General features: G+C 43.5%; 17 protein-coding genes. 1 reads left to right on the plus strand and 16 read right to left on the minus strand.

What is annotated here, in order from left to right; translation table 11 throughout:
- Positions 1-11: 11 nt before the first annotated feature.
- From B5X60_RS08590 to truA, 6 genes are all read right to left on the minus strand, one after another.
- Positions 12-374 (minus strand): methionine-R-sulfoxide reductase, encoded by a 363-nt coding sequence (locus B5X60_RS08590; protein ID WP_079702171.1) that lies wholly within the window; start codon positions 372-374, stop codon positions 12-14.
- A 133-nt stretch (positions 375-507) separates the two neighbouring features.
- Positions 508-894, minus strand: coding sequence for a septal ring lytic transglycosylase RlpA family protein (locus B5X60_RS08595; protein WP_139377405.1), 387 nt, complete (start codon positions 892-894; stop codon positions 508-510).
- 244 nt (positions 895-1,138) lie between these two features.
- The gene (gene sucD / locus B5X60_RS08600; protein ID WP_079702173.1) at positions 1,139-2,014 is read right to left on the minus strand and encodes a succinate--CoA ligase subunit alpha; all 876 of its coding nucleotides are present in this window, start codon (positions 2,012-2,014) and stop codon (positions 1,139-1,141) included.
- Positions 2,015-2,244: 230 nt separating this feature from the next.
- A complete protein-coding gene (gene dctA / locus B5X60_RS08605; RefSeq protein ID WP_079702174.1) occupies positions 2,245-3,519 on the minus strand; it encodes a C4-dicarboxylate transporter DctA in 1,275 nt (424 codons plus the stop codon).
- Between the two features lie 121 nt (positions 3,520-3,640).
- Positions 3,641-5,410, minus strand: coding sequence for an ABC transporter ATP-binding protein (locus tag B5X60_RS08610; RefSeq protein WP_079702175.1), 1,770 nt, complete (start codon positions 5,408-5,410; stop codon positions 3,641-3,643).
- Positions 5,397-6,194 (minus strand): tRNA pseudouridine(38-40) synthase TruA, encoded by a 798-nt coding sequence (gene truA / locus B5X60_RS08615; protein ID WP_079702176.1) that lies wholly within the window; start codon positions 6,192-6,194, stop codon positions 5,397-5,399. Before truA ends, B5X60_RS08610 begins: the two co-directional genes overlap by 14 nt.
- A gap of 155 nt (positions 6,195-6,349) precedes the next feature.
- Here truA and B5X60_RS08620 point away from each other — a divergent pair, with 155 nt between their 5' ends.
- The gene (locus tag B5X60_RS08620) at positions 6,350-6,817 is read left to right on the plus strand and encodes a DUF4293 domain-containing protein (protein WP_079702177.1); all 468 of its coding nucleotides are present in this window, start codon (positions 6,350-6,352) and stop codon (positions 6,815-6,817) included.
- Between the two features lie 14 nt (positions 6,818-6,831).
- Here B5X60_RS08620 and B5X60_RS08625 read toward each other — a convergent pair whose 3' ends face one another.
- The 10 genes from B5X60_RS08625 to B5X60_RS08670 all read right to left on the minus strand — a co-directional run bounded on the left by B5X60_RS08625 (position 6,832) and on the right by B5X60_RS08670 (position 22,875).
- Positions 6,832-9,663: an FAD-binding and (Fe-S)-binding domain-containing protein gene (locus tag B5X60_RS08625; protein ID WP_079702178.1), complete on the minus strand. Its 2,832-nt coding sequence runs from the start codon at positions 9,661-9,663 to the stop codon at positions 6,832-6,834.
- A 78-nt stretch (positions 9,664-9,741) separates the two neighbouring features.
- Positions 9,742-10,509 (minus strand): carbohydrate-binding family 9-like protein, encoded by a 768-nt coding sequence (locus B5X60_RS08630; protein ID WP_079702179.1) that lies wholly within the window; start codon positions 10,507-10,509, stop codon positions 9,742-9,744.
- A complete protein-coding gene (locus B5X60_RS08635; protein ID WP_079702180.1) occupies positions 10,509-12,296 on the minus strand; it encodes a c-type cytochrome in 1,788 nt (595 codons plus the stop codon). The genes B5X60_RS08630 and B5X60_RS08635 overlap by 1 nt, the downstream gene beginning before the upstream one ends.
- A gap of 202 nt (positions 12,297-12,498) precedes the next feature.
- Entirely contained in the window at positions 12,499-14,262 is a 1,764-nt protein-coding gene (locus B5X60_RS08640) for a c-type cytochrome (protein ID WP_079702181.1), read from the minus strand.
- Between the two features lie 27 nt (positions 14,263-14,289).
- Positions 14,290-15,840 carry a PQQ-dependent sugar dehydrogenase gene (locus tag B5X60_RS08645; RefSeq protein ID WP_079702182.1) on the minus strand — a complete coding sequence of 517 codons (1,551 nt, stop codon included), beginning with the start codon at positions 15,838-15,840 and terminating at the stop codon, positions 14,290-14,292.
- Positions 15,841-15,894: 54 nt separating this feature from the next.
- The gene (locus B5X60_RS08650; RefSeq protein WP_079702183.1) at positions 15,895-17,322 is read right to left on the minus strand and encodes a Gfo/Idh/MocA family protein; all 1,428 of its coding nucleotides are present in this window, start codon (positions 17,320-17,322) and stop codon (positions 15,895-15,897) included.
- Between the two features lie 174 nt (positions 17,323-17,496).
- A complete protein-coding gene (locus B5X60_RS08655; protein ID WP_221406217.1) occupies positions 17,497-18,744 on the minus strand; it encodes an acyltransferase family protein in 1,248 nt (415 codons plus the stop codon).
- An 11-nt stretch (positions 18,745-18,755) separates the two neighbouring features.
- Positions 18,756-20,327 (minus strand): PQQ-dependent sugar dehydrogenase, encoded by a 1,572-nt coding sequence (locus B5X60_RS08660; RefSeq protein ID WP_079702184.1) that lies wholly within the window; start codon positions 20,325-20,327, stop codon positions 18,756-18,758.
- A gap of 68 nt (positions 20,328-20,395) precedes the next feature.
- Positions 20,396-21,646, minus strand: a complete 1,251-nt coding sequence (locus tag B5X60_RS08665) for an amidohydrolase/deacetylase family metallohydrolase (protein WP_079702185.1) — start codon at positions 21,644-21,646, stop codon at positions 20,396-20,398.
- Between the two features lie 20 nt (positions 21,647-21,666).
- Positions 21,667-22,875 carry an aminotransferase class V-fold PLP-dependent enzyme gene (locus B5X60_RS08670; protein ID WP_079702186.1) on the minus strand — a complete coding sequence of 403 codons (1,209 nt, stop codon included), beginning with the start codon at positions 22,873-22,875 and terminating at the stop codon, positions 21,667-21,669.
- Positions 22,876-22,902 lie beyond the last annotated feature (27 nt).

Here is a 22,902-nt window from a genome sequence, read left to right on the forward strand (position 1 = left end):
ATTGAGAATAATTAGCTGGCCGGAACGAACTTCATGGAAAGTGAGTTCACGCAGTGACGTGTATTTTTCGGGGTAAACCGCTCGCCTTCAAATACATGCCCTAAGTGTGCTCCACAGGTATTGCACAAGATTTCAGTTCGGCGTCCATCGGCATCAGTTACGCTCTTCACCGCACCAGGAATCTCATCATCAAAACTTGGCCAGCCGCAATGGGATTCAAATTTGTCTTCTGAACGATAAAGAGGAGTGTCACATCGCTTGCATACATAAGTACCCGGTTGTTTGTTGTCTAAAAGCTCTCCGGTAAATGGCCTTTCTGTACCTTTATGAACAATGATATATTCTTCTTCAGGTGTTAGTTTGTTGTACTCCATCTTTAAATATTTTTACAAAGATAAACAGGCAGATAGGTAAAGAGTTTAGTGAGCCGGAGAAATGACCTTCCCGAAACAATTCTATTCAAATTGCTAAAGCAACAAGTTTGAAAAAAGGCGTAAAGGGTAGTGCTTATTCTCCGGGTAACGTATAAGTTATCTCCACATTTGCAACGCCCTTACCAAACATACCGATCTTCTTAGCGGCGGCCTGCGAAAGGTCGATAATATAAAATTTGCTGTGAGGACCTCTGTCGTTTATTCTGACTTCTACGGTCCGGCCATTGTCAACATTCGTCACATTAACTATAGTGCCAAACGGCAGTTTGAGGTGGGCTGCTGTAAGCTTTTTATTGCTGAAGACTTCGCCGCTGGTTGTTCTGCGACCATGAAATTTGCTCGCGTAATAGGTAGCCTTTCCGGTTACCGTCATTGTTTTTGATGACTTTGTATTACTCCCTGTGGGCTCTCCTGATGCTGTCGCAAAAAGTGTGAAGAGTATAAAAATTAGTGTTTTCATATGCTTCATTCATTTGTTGAACGGGTGCAAAGATGAGGTTTTCAGATGGAATGAGCAAATTCGAGGGATGTTGACATTTGACAGTTGACAGTTGACAGCTCTGGGTGGAAAGGATTTCCGACAAAAAAACATTCTTTAATCAAACAAAAAAACCGGCATTAAGCCGGTTTTTATATTATTATGAGAAGGATTTTCTAATCAAATCTAAGGATCTTGATCTCTGGTTCCTGGTTCGTTGCTCTTATTATAGTTTGGCCAATTCCTCCGCCATCGCCGCACCAATTTCAGCTGGTGATTCAACAACGCGAATACCGCATTCTCTCATAATCTTCATCTTCGCAGCCGCTGTATCATCAGCTCCGCCCACAATAGCTCCTGCATGCCCCATACGACGTCCCGGAGGCGCTGTCTGACCAGCTATAAATCCAACAACCGGTTTCGTTCCATTCTCTTTGATCCAACGCGCTGCATCAGCCTCCATACTTCCGCCGATCTCCCCTATCATTACGATGCCCTTGGTTTCCGGATCGTTCATTAATAATTCCACAGCTTCTTTAGTAGGGGTTCCAATGATTGGATCACCGCCAATACCAATTGCTGTAGTGATGCCTAAGCCTGCTTTTACAACCTGGTCAACAGCTTCATAAGTTAAAGTCCCTGATTTAGAAACAATGCCAACGCCGCCTTTTTTGAAAATAAAGCCCGGCATGATGCCAATTTTAGCTTCATCTGCTGTGATAATCCCAGGGCAGTTAGGACCAATAAGACGTGATTCCTTGTCTGCAAGGTATTCTTTAACCAGGATCATATCCTTAGTCGGGATTCCTTCAGTAATACATACAATTACTTTAATACCAGCTTCAGCCGCTTCCATAATGGCATCAGCAGCAAATGCAGGTGGTACGAAAATTATCGATACGTTAGCTCCGGTCTTATCAACCGCGTCCTTAACAGTATTAAATACTGGTTTGTCAAGGTGAGTTTGACCACCTTTTCCTGGAGTTACACCACCAACTACCTGCGTTCCGTATTCTATCATTTGCGAGGCATGGTATGTGCCTTCGTTTCCTGTAAAACCCTGAACTATGACTTTTGAATCTTTATTAACCAGTACGCTCATTGAATATATTTTTGTATCGCAAAGCTAACAGAATAGGCTAGAATGTCAAAAGGTAATTAGGAAAAAGAATGTAATAAGATTGATTGCCGTGAATAGCAAATTGTCTGAAATAGGATTAGTAGGATGATAGGATTCATAGGATCTGGACGGAGAGCGCTCCACCCAAACTGCACATTGTCAATTGTCAATTGTCAACTGTCAACTGTCAACTGTCAAATGTCCATTGTCTATTACCCTTCGCTAACCAGATCGGCTGTTCTGGGATCGGTTGCACGCTTATAAGCCTCCTGGTCAAACTCCCTCTCGCTTTTAGCGATAACTATCGCTGCCACACCATTCCCGATCAGGTTGGTTATGGCTCGTGCTTCAGACATAAACCTGTCGACACCCAGCAATATCGCAATACTTTCAATTGGTATTACTTTCAAAGCAGTAAGAGTGGATGCCAGTACAATAAATCCGCTGCCCGTAACTCCCGCAGCACCTTTCGACGTGATCATTAGAACCCCAATGATAGTCAGCTGCTGGCTAAGGGTCAGATTGATATTGAATACCTGCGAAAGGAAAATTACCGCCATCGACAAATAGATCGATGTACCGTCCAGGTTAAACGAATATCCCGTCGGAATAACCAAGCCAACGACCGGCTTGGAACAGCCAAATTTCTCCATCTTCTGCATCATGCTGGGGAGGGCAGACTCTGATGATGACGTCCCCAGAACGATTACAATCTCCTGTCTTATAAATTTGAGGTATTTCCAAAGACTGAATTTGAACATGTATGCGATGACGTTCAGAACACCAAAAATGAACAGGATCATTGTCATGTAAACTGAAACCATCAATTTGCCTAAAGGATAAAGTGTCTCAATTCCATAAGTTCCAATAGTGTACGCCATCCCCCCGAAAGCACCAAAGGGTGCCAACTTCATGATCATTTTCATGATATTAAAAATGACTTGAGAGAGCTTCTCGAACGTATTGATCAATGATGTACCGGTAGAACCCATGCGGCTCAGTGCAAAGCCAAAGAGTACTGCAAAGAAAAGGATCTGCAGGATATCACCTTTTGCAAAAGAGTCAAAAATATTCTTGGGAACAATGTGGGCGACGAACTCCAGCCAATTCATCTCAGACGCACCTTCCTGAAAGGGTTGAATTTTAGAAATATCAGGATGAGTAGACCGTATGTCGACTCCCTTACCCGGCTGAAAGATGTTAGCGACCAACAGCCCGATCACAATAGCAAGCGTTGTGATGATTTCAAAATATAAAAGCGCCTTACCTCCAACACGGCCAACTTTTTTCATATCGCCCATCTGCGCGATGCCAAGCACAATCGTAAAGAAAATGATCGGCGCGATTAGCATGCTGATCATATTGATAAAGGTCTGGCTGATGAGTTTTGCCGTTGGGGCAAATCCTGAGAAATTTAATCCCACCAGAACTCCAATAACTATTGCAACAAGTACCTGAAAGGTTAGATGGGTGATTACACGCTTCATGGGGAACTAATGTAGGAAAAGTTATACGTTGTACGTGATAGGGTTTACGTTTTACGTTACTAAACGCTGAGTTAGGCGCCTGACTATCCGTCGAGACGTAAAACGTAAAACGCCGAACCTATCACTCCTCGCGGGCTATTCCTTCAGAATTAAATTGCAGATCATATAGGCGCTTATAGTAACCATCAATCTTCAAGAGTTGCTGATGTGAACCCATTTCCTTAATTTCCCCATGATCTAGGACAATTATCCTGTCAGCATTCTGGATAGTGGATAAACGATGCGCGATAACGATTGAGGTGCGACCCTCCATCAGTTTAGTGATCGCATTTTGTATCAGTTCTTCCGTTTCAGTATCAACAGATGCTGTTGCTTCGTCGAGGACAAGTATTTTCGGATTGTATACCATTGCTCTGATAAAGGAAATCAATTGCGCCTGCCCAACAGAAAGAGTAGCACCGCGTTCCATTACGTCGTAATCAAAACCTCCGGGAAGACGCCGGATAAATTCTTCAGCACCCACTTCCCGCGCTGCAGCCGTAAGTTGCTCCCTCGTGATCTTTTTGTTATTGAGATTTATGTTATTTGCAATAGTGTCTGAAAATAAAAAGACATCCTGCAGGACAGTAGCTATGTGTGAACGAAGGTAACTCAACTCAAAATCTTGGATATCGATTCCATCAATTTTAACTGACCCTCGATTTATCTCGTAAAATCTATTGAGAATATTGATGGTAGATGATTTCCCGGCACCGGTTGCACCTACCAGGGCAAGTGTTTCACCGGGTTTTACATGAAATGATATATCCCGTAATACCCAATTTTCGTCGTTGTAGGCAAACCAAACGTTTTTAAATTCAATATCACCTTTTAGATTCTCGGGTCTTTGCTTTCCTTTATCCTCTGTCCGCTCCTGAGTATCTAAAACACTAAATATCCTTTCGGCACCTACCATTCCCATTTGAAGCGTATTGAATTTATCTGCAAGCTCTCTAATCGGGCGAAACAGCATATTGATAAACATAATAAATGAAACAACAACTCCGGGAGTGATCCTGTCGGCAAGGATTGACTCAGAACCCCACCAGACAAGCAGCCCTAATGACATTGCGGAAATGATCTCGACGACTGGAAAAAAAATAGAGTAATACCAGTTAGATCGTATATGTGCATCCCGGTGCTTCGCATTAATGCGCTTGAATTTTCGAATTTCCTGGTTCTCCCGGGCAAAATACTGAATAATCTTGATGCCGGTAATATGCTCTTGCAGGAATGTATTAAGATTAGAAACCTGCGTTCGTACTTCCTGAAAAGCAGATTTAATTGCCTCTTTAAACACGTATGAAGCAACTATCAGGAAGGGCATCGGAATTAATACCACCAGCGTAAGCTCCCAATCGGTATATAGCATTACTGCAATAATGGCCACGACCTGGAGTATGTCACCAATAATGACAATAAGACCTTCTGAGAAGATATCGGCTATCGTTTCCAGATCAGAGACCGTCCGGGTGATAAGCTGTCCTATGGGTGTACGGTCGAAATATTTTAGTCTAAGGCTGGTAATATGGTTAAAAACACTTATCCGAAGGTCTTTTATGACTGACTGGCCAAGAATGTTAGTATAAAAAGTATGGAAATATTGTACGAGCGTCTGCACAAGTAATACACTGATCATTATAAGGGTCATATTTAAGAGCCCTGCCCCGTTACTTTCCACGATGTATTTATCCAGGGTCAACTGAATTAACCAGGGCCTGATTGGTGCTAAGCCGGCAAGTATAACCGTGAGTAATATTGACCAGACAAAAATTTTCCTATAGGGTTTTACATAATGAAAAATCCTTTTAAGAAGACTTATATCAACCGCTTTTCCGCTAACTTTTGCCATGGTTTGAATTGTATGTTAGCGATTGTGAGTTTCTAAGATATGGGTAGGTAATTTCTGTTAAATAAAGTCCGCAGGCTGGAACAGATTCACCGGCATTTGACCGGTCTTTACTTTCTATAATCGCACGAATGTCGTGAGGAACAATCTCTCCCTTACCAACTCTCATTAGCGTTCCGACTATCGCACGTACCATATTTCTAAGGAATCGATCAGCAGAAATGTAAAATACCATCCCATCATCCTTCTTAACCCATTTAGCGTCTGATATCCTACAATTGTTAGTAAAAGTTTGGGTGTTAGATTTACTAAAGCAACTAAAATCAGTATAACCTTTAATGATTTCAGCCGCTTTGTTCATCATTTCGAGATCGGGAATATCCCTTATGAGCCAGGACAAGTTATGCTTGAAAGGATCCTTTTTAAAATGTATATGGTATTCGTATGATCTGCTTAATGCATCAAAGCGAGCATGAGCATCGGAGTGAACGTTAACAATTGCCTTTGCAGATATATCATACGGCAGTAGCGAATTAAGGCTAAGTAAAAACCTGGGATCCATAACCTCCGCATCTCCTGTGAGGTCAAAATGGGCAAAAAGCTGTCTGGCATGCACACCCGTATCGGTTCGTCCACAGCCTAAAGTCTCAATATTTTCCCTGCAAATCGTGGATAAGGCCTTATTCAATACCTCCTGAACAGAATTAGCATTTTTCTGAACCTGCCATCCATGGTAAGCAGTCCCATTATATGCTACTTCTAAAAAATATCTCTTAGCTATGTCCAAGATGCAAATGTAAAAACAAGTATCAAGTATCAATATCCTTCGCTCTCAATAAATGACACTCTGAATAAATTTAATCCAGTAATCCTACTAATCCGAGTGACGACAAATCCTATTATTATTGATCCTATTCCTATATTTGTTCAAAATTCCCACATATGATACAAAGGATCCAAAGCGTCTGGTTATTTTTCGCAACAGCATGCATTTTTAGCTTGTTTCTATTTCCTTATCTTCAAGTTCTCAATGCCGACGGTTCAGCAAGCCTTATCAAAGTAACCGGGGTCTATCAAAGCATCGCCGGTCAGCAAGTGCAGACAGAACCTTTTTTGGCTCTTACAATCGCAACTGTAATTCTAGCGCTAATTCCATTCGCAATCATTTTCATGTTTAGAGACCGGAAAAAGCAGGTTGGTTTGAGTTACATCGCGATAATTTTGGTCATCGGATTTAGCTTTTGGCTAATTCAAACTGCCAAAGGCGTTCTTGGTTCTGTCGAGCTTCAGGCCGAAAACTACGGAGTTGGCAGTCTAATTCCGTCTATCAGTATACTTTTCCTTATCCTGGCAATTCGCGGTATGAAGAAAGATGACAGACTGATAAAATCTGCAGACCGGTTAAGGTAAGTCCCTTTTTCCGGTCATTTCAGACATTCGTCCGCCAGGTACAATACGGATTCGTAGTTTTTGCCAACAGCCTCAGACATGGCAATTTCACACGTCTTACCCGACGAGTAATACCCATCATATTGCTTCAGTTTCACATCTCCTGCTTCGGGTGCCGTTGCAGCAGCCGTTAGTTCAGGAAACAGGAATCCCCGGTCTCCCGCCATACCACAGCATCCGGCATTAACCGGAATATGAACAAACTCTGTGAAATGATTGGCTACAGCAAGGAATTTCCTTTCCAACCCCATTTTTTGCAGCGAGCATACCGGGTGGAGTACTATCGAACCCTTTTTCTCAACAACATTAACGGCAGGTATCACATGGTCATGCAAATAATCAATGCTATCGATGATTGTCAGCTGATCAAAACGCTGTTTATTAAGTTCATCCAGAATTGGCCTGGACTTTTGCAGAGTTTGAGAACATGAAGTAACATCAAGCACTACCGGGATTCTGCCTTCATTAGTGATGTGCCAAAGCTTCTCCACAGTCTCATTACATTTTGAAGCGTATGCCATATTGAATCCTTTTGAGGAAAACAATTGTCCGCAGCAAAGCGCGTCAATTCCTTCCGGAATGATCACCTGTATACCGGATTTATGTGAGACGCTTAAAAATGCTTCAGGAATGCTCTTTTTATTGTCCGCTCCACCCATAACCCTTGAAATACATGTTGGGAAGTAAACCACAGCACTTTGTTCAGTGGTGTATTCGACTATTCGCGTCGAATATTTCCCTTTAATACGACCTGTAGTATGCAGCTGGTTACTCCACAACGGAAAGGGCGGAATGATTTTCTTTATTGTTTTTGTCACGCCAACCATGGCATTTTTACCAAATAGCTTATTGATAACCTCACCGCTTGAAAGGGCAAAATTTACGACCGCTGTCACCGTTTTGAAGTTTCTGGAAATCCATAGGGCGGTGTTATTAGCAAAGTCGGAATGATTTTCCCTGCGCAAGCGCTTGATCAGATCGCCTGTATTAATGTCGACCGGACAACTGGTAGCGCAGAGGCCATCCACAGCACATGTGTCGAGGCCATCGTACTGGTATTGCGAAGATAGATGCTTGTGGGTCACCATATCTCCTTTGCTTTTGAGCAAAGCCAGCTCACGGCGGATAACTATTCGCTGCCGAGGAGTGGTAGTAATATTACGGCTCGGGCATTTGTGTTCGCAATAACCGCATTCTATGCACCGGTCAACCTCCTCTTCTACTGTTGGAAGTGACTTTAAATCCAGAATATGGGCATCTTTATGTTCGTTTATGATCACACCCGGGTTCAGTAAGTTTTCGGGGTCAATAACCGCCTTCAACTGTTTCATGATTTGGTAAGCCTCGGAACCCCACTCGGTCTCTACGAAGGGCGACATATTACGGCCGGTACCATGCTCCGCCTTAAGCGTCCCATCATACTTGTTCACAACCAGGTCGACAACTTCCTGTAAAAAACGATCATAGCGGTCGACCTCAGACGCAGAGTTGAAAGATTGAGTGACTACGAAATGAATGTTCCCATCTTTTGCATGGCCGAAAATAATGGCGTTGTCATAATTGTACTTGGCAAAAAGTACATGCAGGTCAAGTATTGCATCGCCTAACTGTTCGACAGGAAAAGCAATATCCTCCAGAATAACCGTGGTTCCGCTTGCCCTTACTGCGCCCACCGCCGGAAACATTCCCTTACGAAGCTTCCAATACAATGCCTGCTCTACTGTATCCCGAGTGAAAACAATTGGCTGGAGTAATAAAAATTCTTTGGAATGCGGGCTCAGGCTTTCAATCTTCGTATCAAGCTCTTCGACGGTGTTAGCCTGGTATTCTACTAGCAACGCAGCGGTAGGTTCAGGGAGTGACTTTAGAATAGAAGGAACCCCCTTGATATTTTCTATTGAGCGAAGTGATGCCCTGTCCATCAACTCGACTGCCTCAGCTCCGGTATCCGTAAGTGGCTTGATTGCCTGACACGCAGAATATATATCCTGAAAATAAATAAAGGCTGTTGATTTATATGGGTAGTCGGGCACTGTTTCCATCACCGCTTCGGCGATGAACCCCAGTGTCCCTTCAGCGCCAATTAATAAATGCGAGAAAATGTCTAAGGGGTGAGAATAATCAATGAATGAGTTCAATGAATATCCTACTGTATTTTTTGTAAGGTACTTTGTCCTGATCCGTTCGGCCAGGACCGGGTTTTCCGAAATCTGCTGGCTTAAGCTTTGTATTGAAGAATATATCTCAGGACATTCCTGTTCAAATCTTACATAATCGTCTTTAATCTCAGTTGAAAAACTTTTCCCATTTGGAAGGATAAATCGGACGTGTTTTGTCGTGTGATATGAATTCATACTCACACCGCAGCACATCCCGCTTGAATTGTTAGAGAGTATCCCGCCAATCATTGCGGAATCTATGCTGGATGGATCAGGTCCTATCTTGCGTTTGTGTTTTTTGAGAAACACATTCACCATTGTTCCTGTAATGCCGGGTTGAACCCTCACCCTGTTTCCCGAATCTTCAATTTCTATCTGATTCCAATATTGCTTTAGGTCTACAAGGATACCGTCGGTTATAGATTGTCCCGACAAACTGGTTCCACCTGTACGGAATGTAACGGGTACTTTATGCTCATGCGAAAATTGCAAGATAGCAATGATTTCATCTTCATTTACCGGCCTCACAACTGCTTTAGGCCTGAGGTAATAAAACCCTGCGTCAGAAGCATATGCAACAAGGTCGACCAGCCGACATTTTATCCTTTCTTTTGGCAGGATGTTCTCCAAAAGCTTTCCGATATCCATAAAAAGTATTTAAGCCCTAAAGGTGAAAGAATTTCTAAAGGTTTACAAGAAATTATGTGAAAGTGTGAAGGCATCTCTCTATTGGAACAGTAAGGTTCCAAAAAACTGAGGGAGGTGAAAATTTGGTCTTGGGTTGTCAACGAAAGCCCAGGTCAGGTAATTTGGATTAGAGGTTTTGCTTCCGGTTTTGTAGAAATTAGCCTTCCATTTTACGCCTTTGGCAGGCTGAGTGACATTTGAATATTTACTCAGCAATGAAATTGGAATACTATATTCGATCGTCCAGGTAACTGGTTCCGTGATTTCAGGATCTACCTTTGACGGCAATGAATGTGCAATTTTTATTTGTTTTAATTCTTCAGGAAGCAATTTCTTATGACCCGACATCGACTTTGGAATATAAAACATCAGGGGTGTTCCGCCGGCATTAACCTCCAGATTAAAGTAATGTAGCGGAAGCGCTGCATCAGGCGAAAAAAAGAACTCGACACATGAGTCTGTTGAAACGGGTCCATTATATTCTGTAGTTACACTTTTAACAAAACGGTCTTTAACTTGAAAGATCACATACAAGTTTGCATTGTCATACATCATTTTGGATGTCACTTCAGGTTGAAATGCAGAAACCTTTCCCATGTAATGTTTAATCTCAATTGGCTTAATCTTTTTCCATTGAGTTTTGTTCCAATCCGCATCAATTACAAGGTTTCTCTTAAGTTTTGCGACTTTATAAACCGGTGCTTCATGAGCTTGCATGGCTGATGTTTTACTTTCCTGGATATTATCAATCCTGCCGGCGAAATTTACCGGCAGGATTAATAGTAATAAATAGCTTAGATAATTCATTAATTCCGCGGAGCTGGATTTGGATTAGCACGTATCCTAGCAACCTGCTGGGGCGTAATGCCATTCAGGTTGTTTTTGAAATTAGCCCTCACGTAGGTAAGTATCAGAGATATTTGATCATCCGTAAGATAACTGTTAGGCGGCATCACTTCATTGTACCCAACCCCGTTAACTGTTATTGGTCCGCTAAGGCCGTTCAATACAATATTAACAAGGCGTCTTGGATCACCCTTAACATATTCAGAATTCTCCAGAGGAGGGAATCGCGTACCATCGCCTTTACCATCAGCCTGGTGACAGGTCGCACAATAGGTACTGTAAAGTTTTCCTCCTGCTGCAATTTTAGCTGTGTTAACATTATCTTTCACAATATCAGGAGTCTTGATATGTGGCTGGGTTTCTTTTCGCTTCTGCATAGCAGTAAGTTGAGCGGGGCCAAATTTCTTTTTATCGCCCTTGTACATAACCCGCCAGATCTTTCCTTTTTCACTTTCGGAAAAATAAAGTGAGCCATCGGGCCCCATTGCTATGCCCATTGGACGATACATTGCATTACTTGTGTTGACAATCGTATCAACACCAGGGAAACCATCAGCAAATACTTCCCAATCCCCTGATGGAGCACCATTTTTGAAAGGAACAAATCCTATAAAATAACCACCCTGAGGATAAGGTGCCCGAATTGTAGATCCATGAAATGCTACGAACGCTCCGTCTTTATAACGATCTGGAAATTGATTTCCTGTGTAAAAGAACAAGTCATTTGGCGCGAAGTGGCCTGGAAAGGCTACCAGCGGCTGCAGATATTTCTTTGTTGGTTCTTTCTTGCCGTCACCTCCATATTCTGGGTTCAACAGTTTTTTATTTTGCATGTAATCGTAATACACATATGGCCAACCACCATCTGATCCTTCTGTGACTTTGAAAAACTCCTCAGCAGGAAGCAAAGCACTCTGCCATGGGTTATAATAATCCGGGAACTGACGAACAAAGTCGTCCCTGCCATGCTGAAGTGCAAAAAGAGCATTTTCCTTTTTATTCCACTCCATAGCTACTATACTACGAATACCGGTTGCATACCTAACACCATCTTTTTGAGTCTGGTTCGGTTTGCTATCGCTAAATTTCCAAACACCAGCATGCTCAGCAAGCTCAGGACATGGATCCTGTCCTAAAGAACCAGGTTGCCTATCCTTGATTCCGCATACGTCGCTTGGAGATCCAAAAGGAACATACATATTACCTTTATCATCAAATGCTATCGGTTTTGCGATATGGGATGAACCGTGCGGGTCATTTCTGTAATCATCCTTTACAAGCAGTTCAGATTTACCTTCAGGAACCAGCTTACCGGGCGTGAGTTTAGTACGAAACACTTCCCCAGCGGTTGTAAAATATAAGTAACCCTTGTGGATCCGCATAGCAGTACCATAATTGCCTTCGTCCGGATAATCACCAAATGATTGCACTATATCGGCTTTCCCGTCATTATCCGTATCTCTGAGGGCAATGCTTCCCATTTTATTAATTGGGTTTCGCATTTTTACATAGATATCGCCATTCGAATTTACTGCTAAGTGTCGCGCTTTACCCAGTGAATCTGCTACCACAACAGCTTCGAAGCCGCCAGGTAGAAATAAACCACCGTTATTTGGAGATTTATCCGGAAGGCCTGCCGAACCATTTGACCTGATAAAACTTATAGAAATGATAAAAGCTAAACCCAGGAAAGAAAGGATTTTAACTCGGGTGCTAACGGAAGATAGCAGGCGTATTCTAAGTGTCATTTTAAGAATTTTGTAAAAGGGTATAATATGTATGCATATTCACGACTTTTTCGCAATTTTCCAAATAAACGAGCAAGTTTTAATGTAAAGAAATCAAAGATATTCTCATTCACATCTTCCAGGGAGTGTGCGATGGAATTTATGGGATTTACTTAGGCGACAGCAACGAGTTCCAGTTGGTTATGCATCTGACTCAATAAGATTATTTTCTTTGCTTGCTTACCTCTCCTGTTGTTATTGAGCTTGCTCTGTTTCCAAAGCTTTGACGGATATATGTAGCAATCGATGCAACGGCATGATCGTCGAGAAAACCCCCATGAGCAGGCATAAGGCCATTCCAGGTTTGCCCATTGACCTTTATTTCGCCATCAAGACCATTAAGAATGGTGTTGATTAATCGGGTTTTATCTCCCGTTACCCAATCTGAACCAGCAAGCGGAGGGAACCGGCTGTTGTCGCCTTTTCCGTCGCGCTGATGACAACTTGCGCAATATGTATTGTAGAGGATGCCGCCAGCTAATCTATCCGGCCGCTGAAGGTTGTCTTTAATGACATCCGGCTGCTTGATGTATGACCGGCTTGTCTTCCTAAGCTCCATCTTCGCAAGTTGATCATTACCAAAACTGTTCTTATCCCCATTATATAAAATACGCCAGATTTTTCCTTTGTTGGATTCCGATATATAGAGTGAACCGTCGGGTCCTTCGGCTAAACCCATTGGACGGTAAACAGCATCGCTCGTATTCACAACAGTGTCGACCTTTGTAAACCCATCTGCAAAAACCTCCCAGTCACCAGATTGCTTTCCTTTTGCTAATGGCACGAAACATACGATATAGCCAGCCTGCGGATAAGGTGAACGATCGGTGGAACCGTGAAACGCAATAAAAGCGCCTTGCTTATACCTGGGAGGAAACTGATTACCCTGATAAAATAAAATATCCATGGGCGCCCAATGGCCTGGAAATCCTGCTACGGGGACATCAAATTTCGCTGCTCGTCCAATAGTTTTTCCGTCTCCCCCATATCCGGGCTGCAGCAAATTCTTACCTTGTATATGATCGTAATATGCATATGGCCACCCAAAATTAGCGTCTGGCGTAACTTTCAACAAAGGCTCAGATGGCAGGACCGCCGCCTGCCAAGCCGTAAAAAGATCAGGATAAATTGTATGGAAATTATCAATCCCGTTCATAACCGCATAGAGATTATCATCTTGGGGATTCCACATCATGCCGACTACACTACGGATGCCTGTTGCATATTTCCGACCGTCCTTTTGAGTAAGATTCACTTTACCCGCATCGAAACGCCAGATCCCGCCATAGGACCCCAATTCAGGTGAGGGATCCAGCCCTTTACCGTTTGGAATGCCTATAGGTCCGAACTTTGCCAGATCCTGTCCGGCATCGGAAGGCGAGCCAAAAGGCACATACATGTTTCCTTTTTTATCAAAAGCAAGCGGCTTTGTGGTATGCCAGTTCCGGGCTACATTTGGATCTGTATCTGTCAATACAATCTCGGTAGGGCTCGTTGGCACTAACTCTCCCGCTTTCAGCTTATTGCGCAAAACCTGATTAACTGTGCTCGTATACAGGTAACCGTTGTAAATCGTAACACCAACTGCCGAACTACCTACATCTTCATAATTTCCGAAGCGAACCATTGAGTCAACTTTACCATCACCATTTAAGTCACGAAGGGCGACCGTTCCACCCATACCCTTTCTCGACCGGCTGAATTTAGCGTAAATGTCTCCGTTCGCATTTACTGCAATGTGCCGGGTTGGGCCAACACTATCGGCAACTACAATCGCCCCGAAGCCTCCCGGAAGATATAATCCGCCGTTATCTGTATCACTTCTTATTGAAACTAAATTTGATTTAACTGCAACACAACCAACGACTGCCGAAGAAACCAAGAATAGCAAAAAATTGATTTTAGACATGTTGATGATGTTTTGCATTTCCAGCGATTTGGCAGCTTTTAGCTATCAGCGTTTTACCGGTATAAGTCTCACAATTATCCCGCTATCCTCTGTCATTACATATAAAAATTTGTCCGGGCCAACTTTGACATCCCTAACTCGTCCAATATTTTCCAGAAGTCTCTCATCATGGATAACACCATTATTTTTCACTACCGAACGCTGTAACATTTTGGCTGCCAGCGCCCCCGTGAAGATATTGCCGTTCCAGCGGGGATAACGGGTGCTGTAGAGGAATTCGATATCTGATGGAGCAATTGCAAAATGATGCAAGGGAGCCTCGATTCCTTCCTGGATGGGGCTTTTGGAGATAACAGCACCATTGTATTCGAGGCTATGCGAAACTACCGGCCAACCGTAATTGGCACCCCGTTTAATCATATTGATCTCATCTCCGCCAAGCTCGCCAAACTCTGTAGAATAAATTTTACCCGACTTTGCATCGACAGCCAGGCCCTCATGCACCCGGTGCCCAAACGTATAAATTTCTGGCAGTGCGTTAGGAGTTTTTAAAAAGGGATTATCTGCTGGAATTGAGCCGTCATCCTTGAATCGCATTGTTTTGCCATCCGGCAACGAAAGGTCCTGAGCAGTTTTCCGATCCGCTTTTATTGGAACGGTAAAATAAAGGTATCCCTGTTTATCGAGTGCGATCTTACTGCCATACCATTCTCCGTTTCCCCTAAAGGGTCCGGCTTTGTAGAGGATCTTCTCATCGACTAATTTATCGCCTTCTAGCCGTGCCCGCATCAGCACCGAATAGCCGGGCTCTGGTCGAACAGGATCGATATAATAGGATAAGTAGATTAGCTTATTTGCGGAAAAATCCGGATGAAGCTTAATATCTCTTAAACCTTTTGGAACGTTACCACCTATCGGAGCAGATTGCAACTGACCACCTTTAACCTGCATTAGCTTTCCATCCCGCTGAGCTATTAGCACACGATTTCCTGGCAAGAAAGCCATACTCCAGGGTCTGGTTAGTCCTTTCACCACTGTGTCAACCATAAATGTTTGGGTTTCCGACCGTGTTACGTTTGCTACCTTTGAGGGCAATGGAAAATAGTTGCCTGGCGTTCCTGCGTCAAACTTGTAGTTCGTTACATCCTTGATAATAACTGAGGTGGATGAAGTCGGCGCGGCCACAGGCTGTTTCGCAAATTGACGGATATAGGCGATCAATTGCCATCGCTTCTCCTCAGAAAAAACTGCTTTATACGAAGGCATACTAATTCCACGGCCGTTGGAAAGTTTCCAAAACAATGCTCCGTCTGTTTGATCAACTACTCTTTTGCTATGAAAATTCGCTGGCTCAATTTTGAATTTACCAGGTGAACCATCTCCTAATCCTGTTTTGCCATGACAGGAAACGCAATAAGCGGTGAACAGCTTTTCACCTTCCCTGATCACTTCAGGGCTGAAGGTGAAAGGACTCTTAATGGTATCGGCTTCTATAGGCGCTTTCCAGGGCTCCTGTACAACGTTGAATGTTTTGAATGATGCGAAAAACATTGCACCAAATCCACAAATTAGTAAGGCAAGTACTTTCTTATTCATCGTCTTTATTATTGCCGATAATTGATTTAATCAAGTCCCAAAGTATTCAGTAATCTATTTAATCTTGACCTGAGTAGTTCCTCCGAATTTCAAGTCGATATCTACTGGTTTATTCGACCGCCACGAGCCGCCGGTGAAATCGGGTATATCGATTGAATTTGAACGGTTATTAACAGACCATTCGCTCAGCGGAAACACAGCACTCCAGGCAGCAGCATCATATACATCCTGATCCAAAGGGAGGCCATTTCTAAGACAATCGATTACCCGCCAGTCCATCAAGAAATCCATTCCACCATGTCCGCCTACCTGTTTTGCCAGTTCCCCTACCTTTTTCACAATGGGTGGGGCATATTTCTCTTCAACCAGTTTAAACTCCTCAGCAGACAGCCAACCGTTATGACTGTTTGATATGCGTCCAGGCAATGGATACTTCATTGCCGTACCCTTAGTGCCACTAACCAGGTGAATTCGTGAGTAGGGTCGTGGAGAGGTGACGTCGTGTTGTATCATGATCGTCCGCCCCTTGTTGGTACGGATGGTGGTAGTATTCATATTTCCGTTGAAGGTATCATTAGAAAATTGCTTGTAAAACGCATCCGTTGCAGCCAGTTCTTTCGCTTTTGCTGCCATTTGAAAGTCGTTGCTTTGCATTGAAACCAGGTAATCGAGCTTATCCCCGCGATTGATGTCCAGCACCTGGCATACAGGCCCTAGACCATGAGTGGGATATAGACTACCGCGCCTGGTCGCATTTTCCTTCAGCCTCCACATGTCCTGATAGCCAGTTTTGCTAAAATTCAGGTCTATTAAATTGTGAATGTAAGCGCCTTCAACATGAACCAGCTCACCGAAATAACCCTGTCTTGCCATATTCAAAGTGAGTAGCTCGAAAAAGTCATAGCAGCAGTTTTCCAGCATCATACAATGCTTCTTTGTCCGTTCAGAGGTTTCCACCATCTGCCAGCATTCTTCAACAGTAACTGCGGCCGGAACTTCGATGAAAACGTGTTTTCCCATTTCCATAGCGTATAATGCCATGGGTACATGCAGGTGCCATGGAGTAGCTATGTAAATAATATCCACATCCTTCCTATCACATAATTTCTTCCATTCATCCGGAGCCCCCGAATAAAGCGTTGGCTTATGTCCGAGAGGTTCGACCCTTTTCTGAACTTTTTCAACATTTTCTTTCAAAAGGTCAGATAAGCCTACGATTTGAACGCCCTCACACTTGGTAAGATTCATCACGTGACCAGGTCCCCTTGAACCCAGACCGATAAAGCCTGCACGAACGTTTTCAATTTTTGGTGCTCCATAGCCGCTCATATTGAATTTCTGGATGTATGGTCTCCCCGAAACTGGGTTAGCAAACAAACTACTTTTCGATTCGCTTGCTAAGCCATTTAAAATTCCACCCCCAGCAAGACCGAGACCAGCCAGGCCGCTCGCTTTTAGAAAATTTCTGCGATTGTTTTTCATTTATTATTGTTCAGTTGTGTATGTCGATTTAGGATCAATTAACCAAAATGGATCCGGATGATTGATAATTTTAATGATGTCCTTCCTCCGGCAATTTTCGAGTCCTTAAAATGCGAAACTTTCATGAGATCGTGTGTAACAAATCAAATTTCGTCCGAAAATTGTCCACAAGCTTTAGACCTTTATGAAGATTTTTCGTCTGTACATCCAGTAAAGGATCAGCCATTCAATCAGTAAAACAAGGCCGCCACTGACCAGTGTTGCGTACGGGCCAAAACCTTTGTCAAAATTTTGGCCGAGGTGAATGAACAAAGAATCATTAATTACATTTTTAAGCCCGCCGTCTGCGATGCAGTAAGCAGCGATGGAATTCATGCCAATCACCGCCAGAAAAAATGACCATGAGCCTTTTTGAGAAATGTCAATCATCCAAAAAAAGAAAGCCAAAAACAGGAAACAGATACCTCCGCTGAAAACAGTCCAGGATGGAGTCCAGATCCGCTTTACTATAGGATTTATGCCAAAGGAATGCAACAATATACCAAAGGCTATCAGTGCTGTCCCGATCATCAAGAAAGATTTCACCTTTTCGATCTGCGCGCGGGACGAGTTTAAAATATTACCTGCCAGCAGACCAAGTATCATCGTCCCCAGAGTGGGGATAAAGCTAAGCGTGGAGTACCCGCCCCTGTTAAATTGAAACTCCTTACTTCGGGGAAACAAGTTCATAAACCAGTTGTCAAACGCCCAGGCAGCGTTGGTATTTTTATTCCAGTGGGCAGCAAATCCGTTAAGATTGTGTTCCCATCCAGCTTTAACCCCTGCGGCCGCATAATTGAAGTCGGGACCGGGTATTGGGTACAGAGCAAATACAAGCCAGTAGCCTACCAAGATTACTGCCAAACCTATAAGTTGAACCCGCTGGGATGATAATGCGAGCAACACCAGAAAAGTGTATCCGAGGCCGATTTGAGTGAGCGTATCTTCGAAAGTATAATTAGTCTGGTTTGAATGCATTGACCGAAGAAAAATACCAAGGAGGATGAGGATCAGGGAACGATTAAAAGTATGAAGCATGAGTCTGCTGACCGAAGCTCCTTTATTTTTTCGGCTTGCAATGGAATAGGGTAATACAACTCCAACCAAAAAGGTAAAAGATGGCTGGATCATATCATGCAGACTCAACCAGGTCCATTCTACATGACTTTGGTTAAAAGCCATTATCTTCCAGAATGAACTTTCCGGAAGTAGGTCAGAGACTTCGGAGAGAGAAAGCACCTCAGCCATCATCAGAAACATAACAAATCCACGATAAACATCAACTGATGCAACCCGATTCATAGGCATCGCCGGGTTCACGACGGCTCCCGAGACGTTAATGCTGCCTGATTCGGCTGGTTTATCCACAGGAGGTTTTATCACAAGAGTTCAGCTTAATTTTTGATTTTCTGCAGCGGTAATAACCTAACAATTTTACCAGTGTCTTCAATCATCAGGTATAAAAATCCATCAGGTGCAGCTTTTACATCCCTTATCCGACCGATACCGTCGAGCAGTTTCTCATCGTGAACCGGACTTCCATCTTTAAACACCGTCCTGTTAAGCTTTCCCTGAATCATTGCACCGATAAAAAGGTTGCCGTTCCATCCCGGATACGTGCTTCCATAATAAAAATCAAAATCTGAGGGAGCAATAGATGGGACCCAATGATGCATCGGAGACTCCATACCCACCCGGGCAGTGTCTGGCGAAATTAAACTTCCGTCATAATTGCGGCTGTAGGTAACATCCGGCCATCCATAATTGCCCCCGCTTTTCAGTCGGTTAACTTCCGACCCTCCCATCTCGCCATGCTCACTCTCCCAAATCTCCCCGGTTTGAGGGTGCCTGATCAGACCCTGCGGCTGCCGATGTCCAAAAGTATATATCTCCGGCAGCACTCCAACACTATCCACAAAAGGATTATCCCTCGGAATAGTACCGTCATCATTAAACCTTAAAACCTTGCCTGAAGGATTGCTTTTATCCTGCACCGTCTTCCAGCGGTGACGTTCATCAATAGTTCTCTGTCCTACGGTAAAGTACAGGAAACCTGCCTTATCAAAGGCAATCCGGCTGCCGTAAGTTTCTCCGCCATCCTTGAAGGGTCCTGCTTTATAAATTATTGTTTCATCGACAAGTTTGTCTCCATCCAGCCTGCCTCGCATCAAGACTGTGTAACCTCCGTCGGGTTTTGCAGGTTCAATATAATACGATAAGTAGACCATTCTATTTTTTACAAACTGAGGATGGATTTTCACATCCCTTAGTCCTTTCGGAACATTCCCAGCGATTGGGTTCGGAAGTACTATGCCATCTCTGACTATTTTCAACTTACCTGATCTCTCCGTGATCAGAATCGAATTGTCAGGCAGAAAAGCCATACTCCAGGGCCTGACTAATTGAGTAATGACAGTATCAACCATAAAAACAAGCGATTCAGAACCTACAGCATTAGTTATCTTCTTAGGCAGTGGAATATACTTACTTGACAGATTTTTGGGAATAACATAGTTAGCGACTGGCAGTAGGTTAACTGCCTTTTCCAATTTAGCCTGAGGCGAAAGTTGTCGAATATAGGCCAACACTTTCCATCGCTGATCAGTGTTTAAGAGCGTTTTGTAAGATGGCATTGCACCTCTTCCTTCGCTCATTTTCCAGAACAATGCTCCATCTTTTTGATCCCTAACTACGGGAGTATGAAAATTTGCCGGTTTAATGGGCAGTTCCTTACCGAGGATGCCATCACCATTGCCGGCCAGACCATGACAAGTCACGCAGTTCGTATTATAAATTTGCGCGCCCTCTGCAAGCAATTCGGGTGTTACTTTCAATGTACTTTTTAAACCGTCAGTCCATTCTGGGGCTTTCCACGGTTCCTGGATTGCCAAATCCCCGAATGCGACTGTTAAAGTTGCACCCGCAACGAATGCAAAGAATACGACAATTCTCCTATTCCAATTCATGATCTATAATTTTTCTTTGCTGGTTTCATAAACGATTTTGAGAACTGCACTCGAGACCGACCCACTGCTCATTTGCTTTCCTGAATAATTGATCTGGCATTGAGATCGTAGACTACTCGTCCACCTTTAATGGTCATTTCACACTCCAATAATTGCTCACCTTCAACCTTAAAACGCGCCACATCATAAAAACCAAATTTTCCCTGGCGCAAATTCAGCATGGTGATGTCAGCAATCGCTCCAACCGAAAGATGTCCCAATTCTTCATGATTGATAGCCTGTGCAGCCGCCCAGGTACTGGCTTTTATTACATCATTAAAAGGCATTTTTATCGCAAGGAACTTCGACATTACATTTAGCATATCCTTCATAGCACTATTCATGCTTCCGGTATGGAGGTCGGTGCTAATTGTCTCTGGAAAGAACCCCACTTTGGCGGCCGGTATGGCTTGAGAAAAAGCAAAGCTACCACCGCCATGACCAACATCAAAGATAACCCCGCGTTTCCGAGCTTCGATGACAAAGGGTTTTAATGTCTTAGTTTCAACATCAACTATGGTTTCCTTTGTTTCTAGTAATTGCCCGAATGTGTGTGTAAAAATGTCTCCTTTCCTAAGTCTTTTGATAAACAGATCTTCGATTGATAATCTGGGTTTAGCTCCGCCAAAATCGATCATTACTGGCAGGTTAGCCAGTCGACCGGCTTGTAAAGCCCGGTCAACGGCTATAAAGTCTGGGCTGTGAAAGTGAGCTACTTTGATGCCAACAATGTGATCAGGGTATTGCTTAGCCACCTTTGCAGCCATTTCGGGATCCATAAACTCAGTATTTTGTTGCCATACTGACATTTCGTCGCCGCGCATTCCTTCATTAGAGATATTAAGGAACGCCAAAACCCTGGTTTGGGATCTGTCAATAACGTTGGCTTTAAAGACCGGAAAGGACTTTGCCCCGGCATCGCCCGCATCCACTATGGTTGTGACGCCGACGCGGAAAGTAAATCCATCTGCAGGAAGAGAAGAAAAGCCATTCTCCAACTGGCCGTCTGCTGTGGTACCTGCGAAAACATGTCCATGAATATCGATCAAGCCGGGTGTAATGTATTTGCCAACCGCATCGATAACAAGCTTACCCAGTTTAGGATCGATATTCTTCGCAACAGCGGCAATCTTCCCGTCCTGAATTGCTACATCCATCACCTCATTGATGCCATTCCTGGGATCTATCAGATGCCCACCCTTCAGAATAATTGTATAGGACTGCGCGTTCGAGACCAACTGAGAAACACTAAAGAAAATAAGAAGTAATAATTTTCGCATGGTGATTAGGTTAATATTCGTTAAATGGATGCTTTTATAAGTTCCTCTCTGATTCGTGACGCCACAATTTTTACTTGCTCAGGTTTAAGCATGTGGGCTGTTACATTTATGGTCCCGCGGGGCCCGTTCATCACTTCGATTGACGGTGTACCCTCCCGTAAAACCTTTGCCAGATTGGTCAGCTTGATTTTGGTGCTGTCCCAGGAAATATTCAAGGTTGGGACTCGGTTAATAGCGGGCAGGGGTATTAGTTCTGCTTTCACGCTGCTCACTGAACGAGCGGCATTTGCTATTACCGCAATACGATCTTCCAGAACTTTCCATTCTTTATCCTGATCGTGTTTTATAAATTTCTCTAAGGCGATATACATCCCCAGGACTTCCTCCTTATTTACCTTCATTCCTCTGCCTAGGTTGTTGCCACGTGGTGGTGCACTCAACCGCGCTGCTGCAATCAAATCCTTCTTGCCACTTAATATTCCTGCACTTTGTGGTCCCCGCATCAGTTTACCACCTGAGACACATACGAGGTCAAAACCCATATCATGAAATTTCCACAAATTTTCCTTTGGAGGAACATCGGCAGCCATATCAATCATCGTTGGAACGCCTGATTTTTTTGCTATTTGTAACCATTCATCATGTGATATTTTACCTTGGTCTGCCTGATAATTTACAAAATACATCATAGCCGTCCGCGCATTTATTGCATCTTCTGCCTGCTTGCGGCTTTCCACCCGCACCAAGGTCACGCCACAATTTGTTAAGGCATGAGAGTAACCATCGTCGTGGGCCTTCTGAACGATCACCTCCGTTTTCATTCCTGAGCCTTCTAACCTCGGGATCATCGCTGCCTTTTTTGCATCATTACCACTTAAAACACCCGACATCCCTAACATAATAGCAGAAAACGCCCCCGAGGTCACAGTTGCTGATTCGGCATGAAGTAGAGAAGCAATTCTTGCTCCCACTTTGTCCTGAACCTCGTCAAGTGTACAAAACTCCTTCGCAGCTTGGTTTATAGTATCCAACACCTCATCATGCATCAGCGATCCGCTAAGTGCAGTAAAATATCCCGCCGCGTTTATAAACTTCCGGATGCCAAGTTCCGCTATTAAATCACGTTTAGGAAGCGGTGCCGAATAAGATTCGAACGGAGTTAATACACCTGCGGTAGTTCCAGATAAAGGCACCAGTGTCAGGGCTTTTAAAATTTCTCTGCGTTTCATAATTTCAATATCATAACCGATGATTAA

Source organism: Daejeonella lutea (assembly GCF_900168015.1).
GTDB classification, from domain to species: Bacteria; Bacteroidota; Bacteroidia; order Sphingobacteriales; family Sphingobacteriaceae; genus Daejeonella; species Daejeonella lutea.

Excerpts from the sequence above, each read along its gene's own strand:
- B5X60_RS08625 (WP_079702178.1), bottom strand. The coding sequence starts at position 9,663 with ATGGATATCGGAAAGCTTTTGGAGAACATCCTGCCAAAAGAAAGGATA.
- B5X60_RS08590 (WP_079702171.1), bottom strand. The coding sequence starts at position 374 with ATGGAGTACAACAAACTAACACCTGAAGAAGAATATATCATTGTTCAT.
- B5X60_RS08620 (WP_079702177.1), top strand. The coding sequence starts at position 6,350 with ATGATACAAAGGATCCAAAGCGTCTGGTTATTTTTCGCAACAGCATGC.
- sucD (WP_079702173.1), bottom strand. The coding sequence starts at position 2,014 with ATGAGCGTACTGGTTAATAAAGATTCAAAAGTCATAGTTCAGGGTTTT.
- B5X60_RS08635 (WP_079702180.1), bottom strand. The coding sequence starts at position 12,296 with ATGACACTTAGAATACGCCTGCTATCTTCCGTTAGCACCCGAGTTAAA.
- dctA (WP_079702174.1), bottom strand. The coding sequence starts at position 3,519 with ATGAAGCGTGTAATCACCCATCTAACCTTTCAGGTACTTGTTGCAATA.
- B5X60_RS08610 (WP_079702175.1), bottom strand. The coding sequence starts at position 5,410 with ATGGCAAAAGTTAGCGGAAAAGCGGTTGATATAAGTCTTCTTAAAAGG.
- B5X60_RS08595 (WP_139377405.1), bottom strand. The coding sequence starts at position 894 with ATGAAAACACTAATTTTTATACTCTTCACACTTTTTGCGACAGCATCA.
- B5X60_RS08630 (WP_079702179.1), bottom strand. The coding sequence starts at position 10,509 with ATGAATTATCTAAGCTATTTATTACTATTAATCCTGCCGGTAAATTTC.
- B5X60_RS08670 (WP_079702186.1), bottom strand. The coding sequence starts at position 22,875 with ATGAAACGCAGAGAAATTTTAAAAGCCCTGACACTGGTGCCTTTATCT.
- B5X60_RS08640 (WP_079702181.1), bottom strand. The coding sequence starts at position 14,262 with ATGCAAAACATCATCAACATGTCTAAAATCAATTTTTTGCTATTCTTG.
- B5X60_RS08645 (WP_079702182.1), bottom strand. The coding sequence starts at position 15,840 with ATGAATAAGAAAGTACTTGCCTTACTAATTTGTGGATTTGGTGCAATG.
- B5X60_RS08650 (WP_079702183.1), bottom strand. The coding sequence starts at position 17,322 with ATGAAAAACAATCGCAGAAATTTTCTAAAAGCGAGCGGCCTGGCTGGT.
- B5X60_RS08660 (WP_079702184.1), bottom strand. The coding sequence starts at position 20,327 with ATGAATTGGAATAGGAGAATTGTCGTATTCTTTGCATTCGTTGCGGGT.
- B5X60_RS08665 (WP_079702185.1), bottom strand. The coding sequence starts at position 21,646 with ATGCGAAAATTATTACTTCTTATTTTCTTTAGTGTTTCTCAGTTGGTC.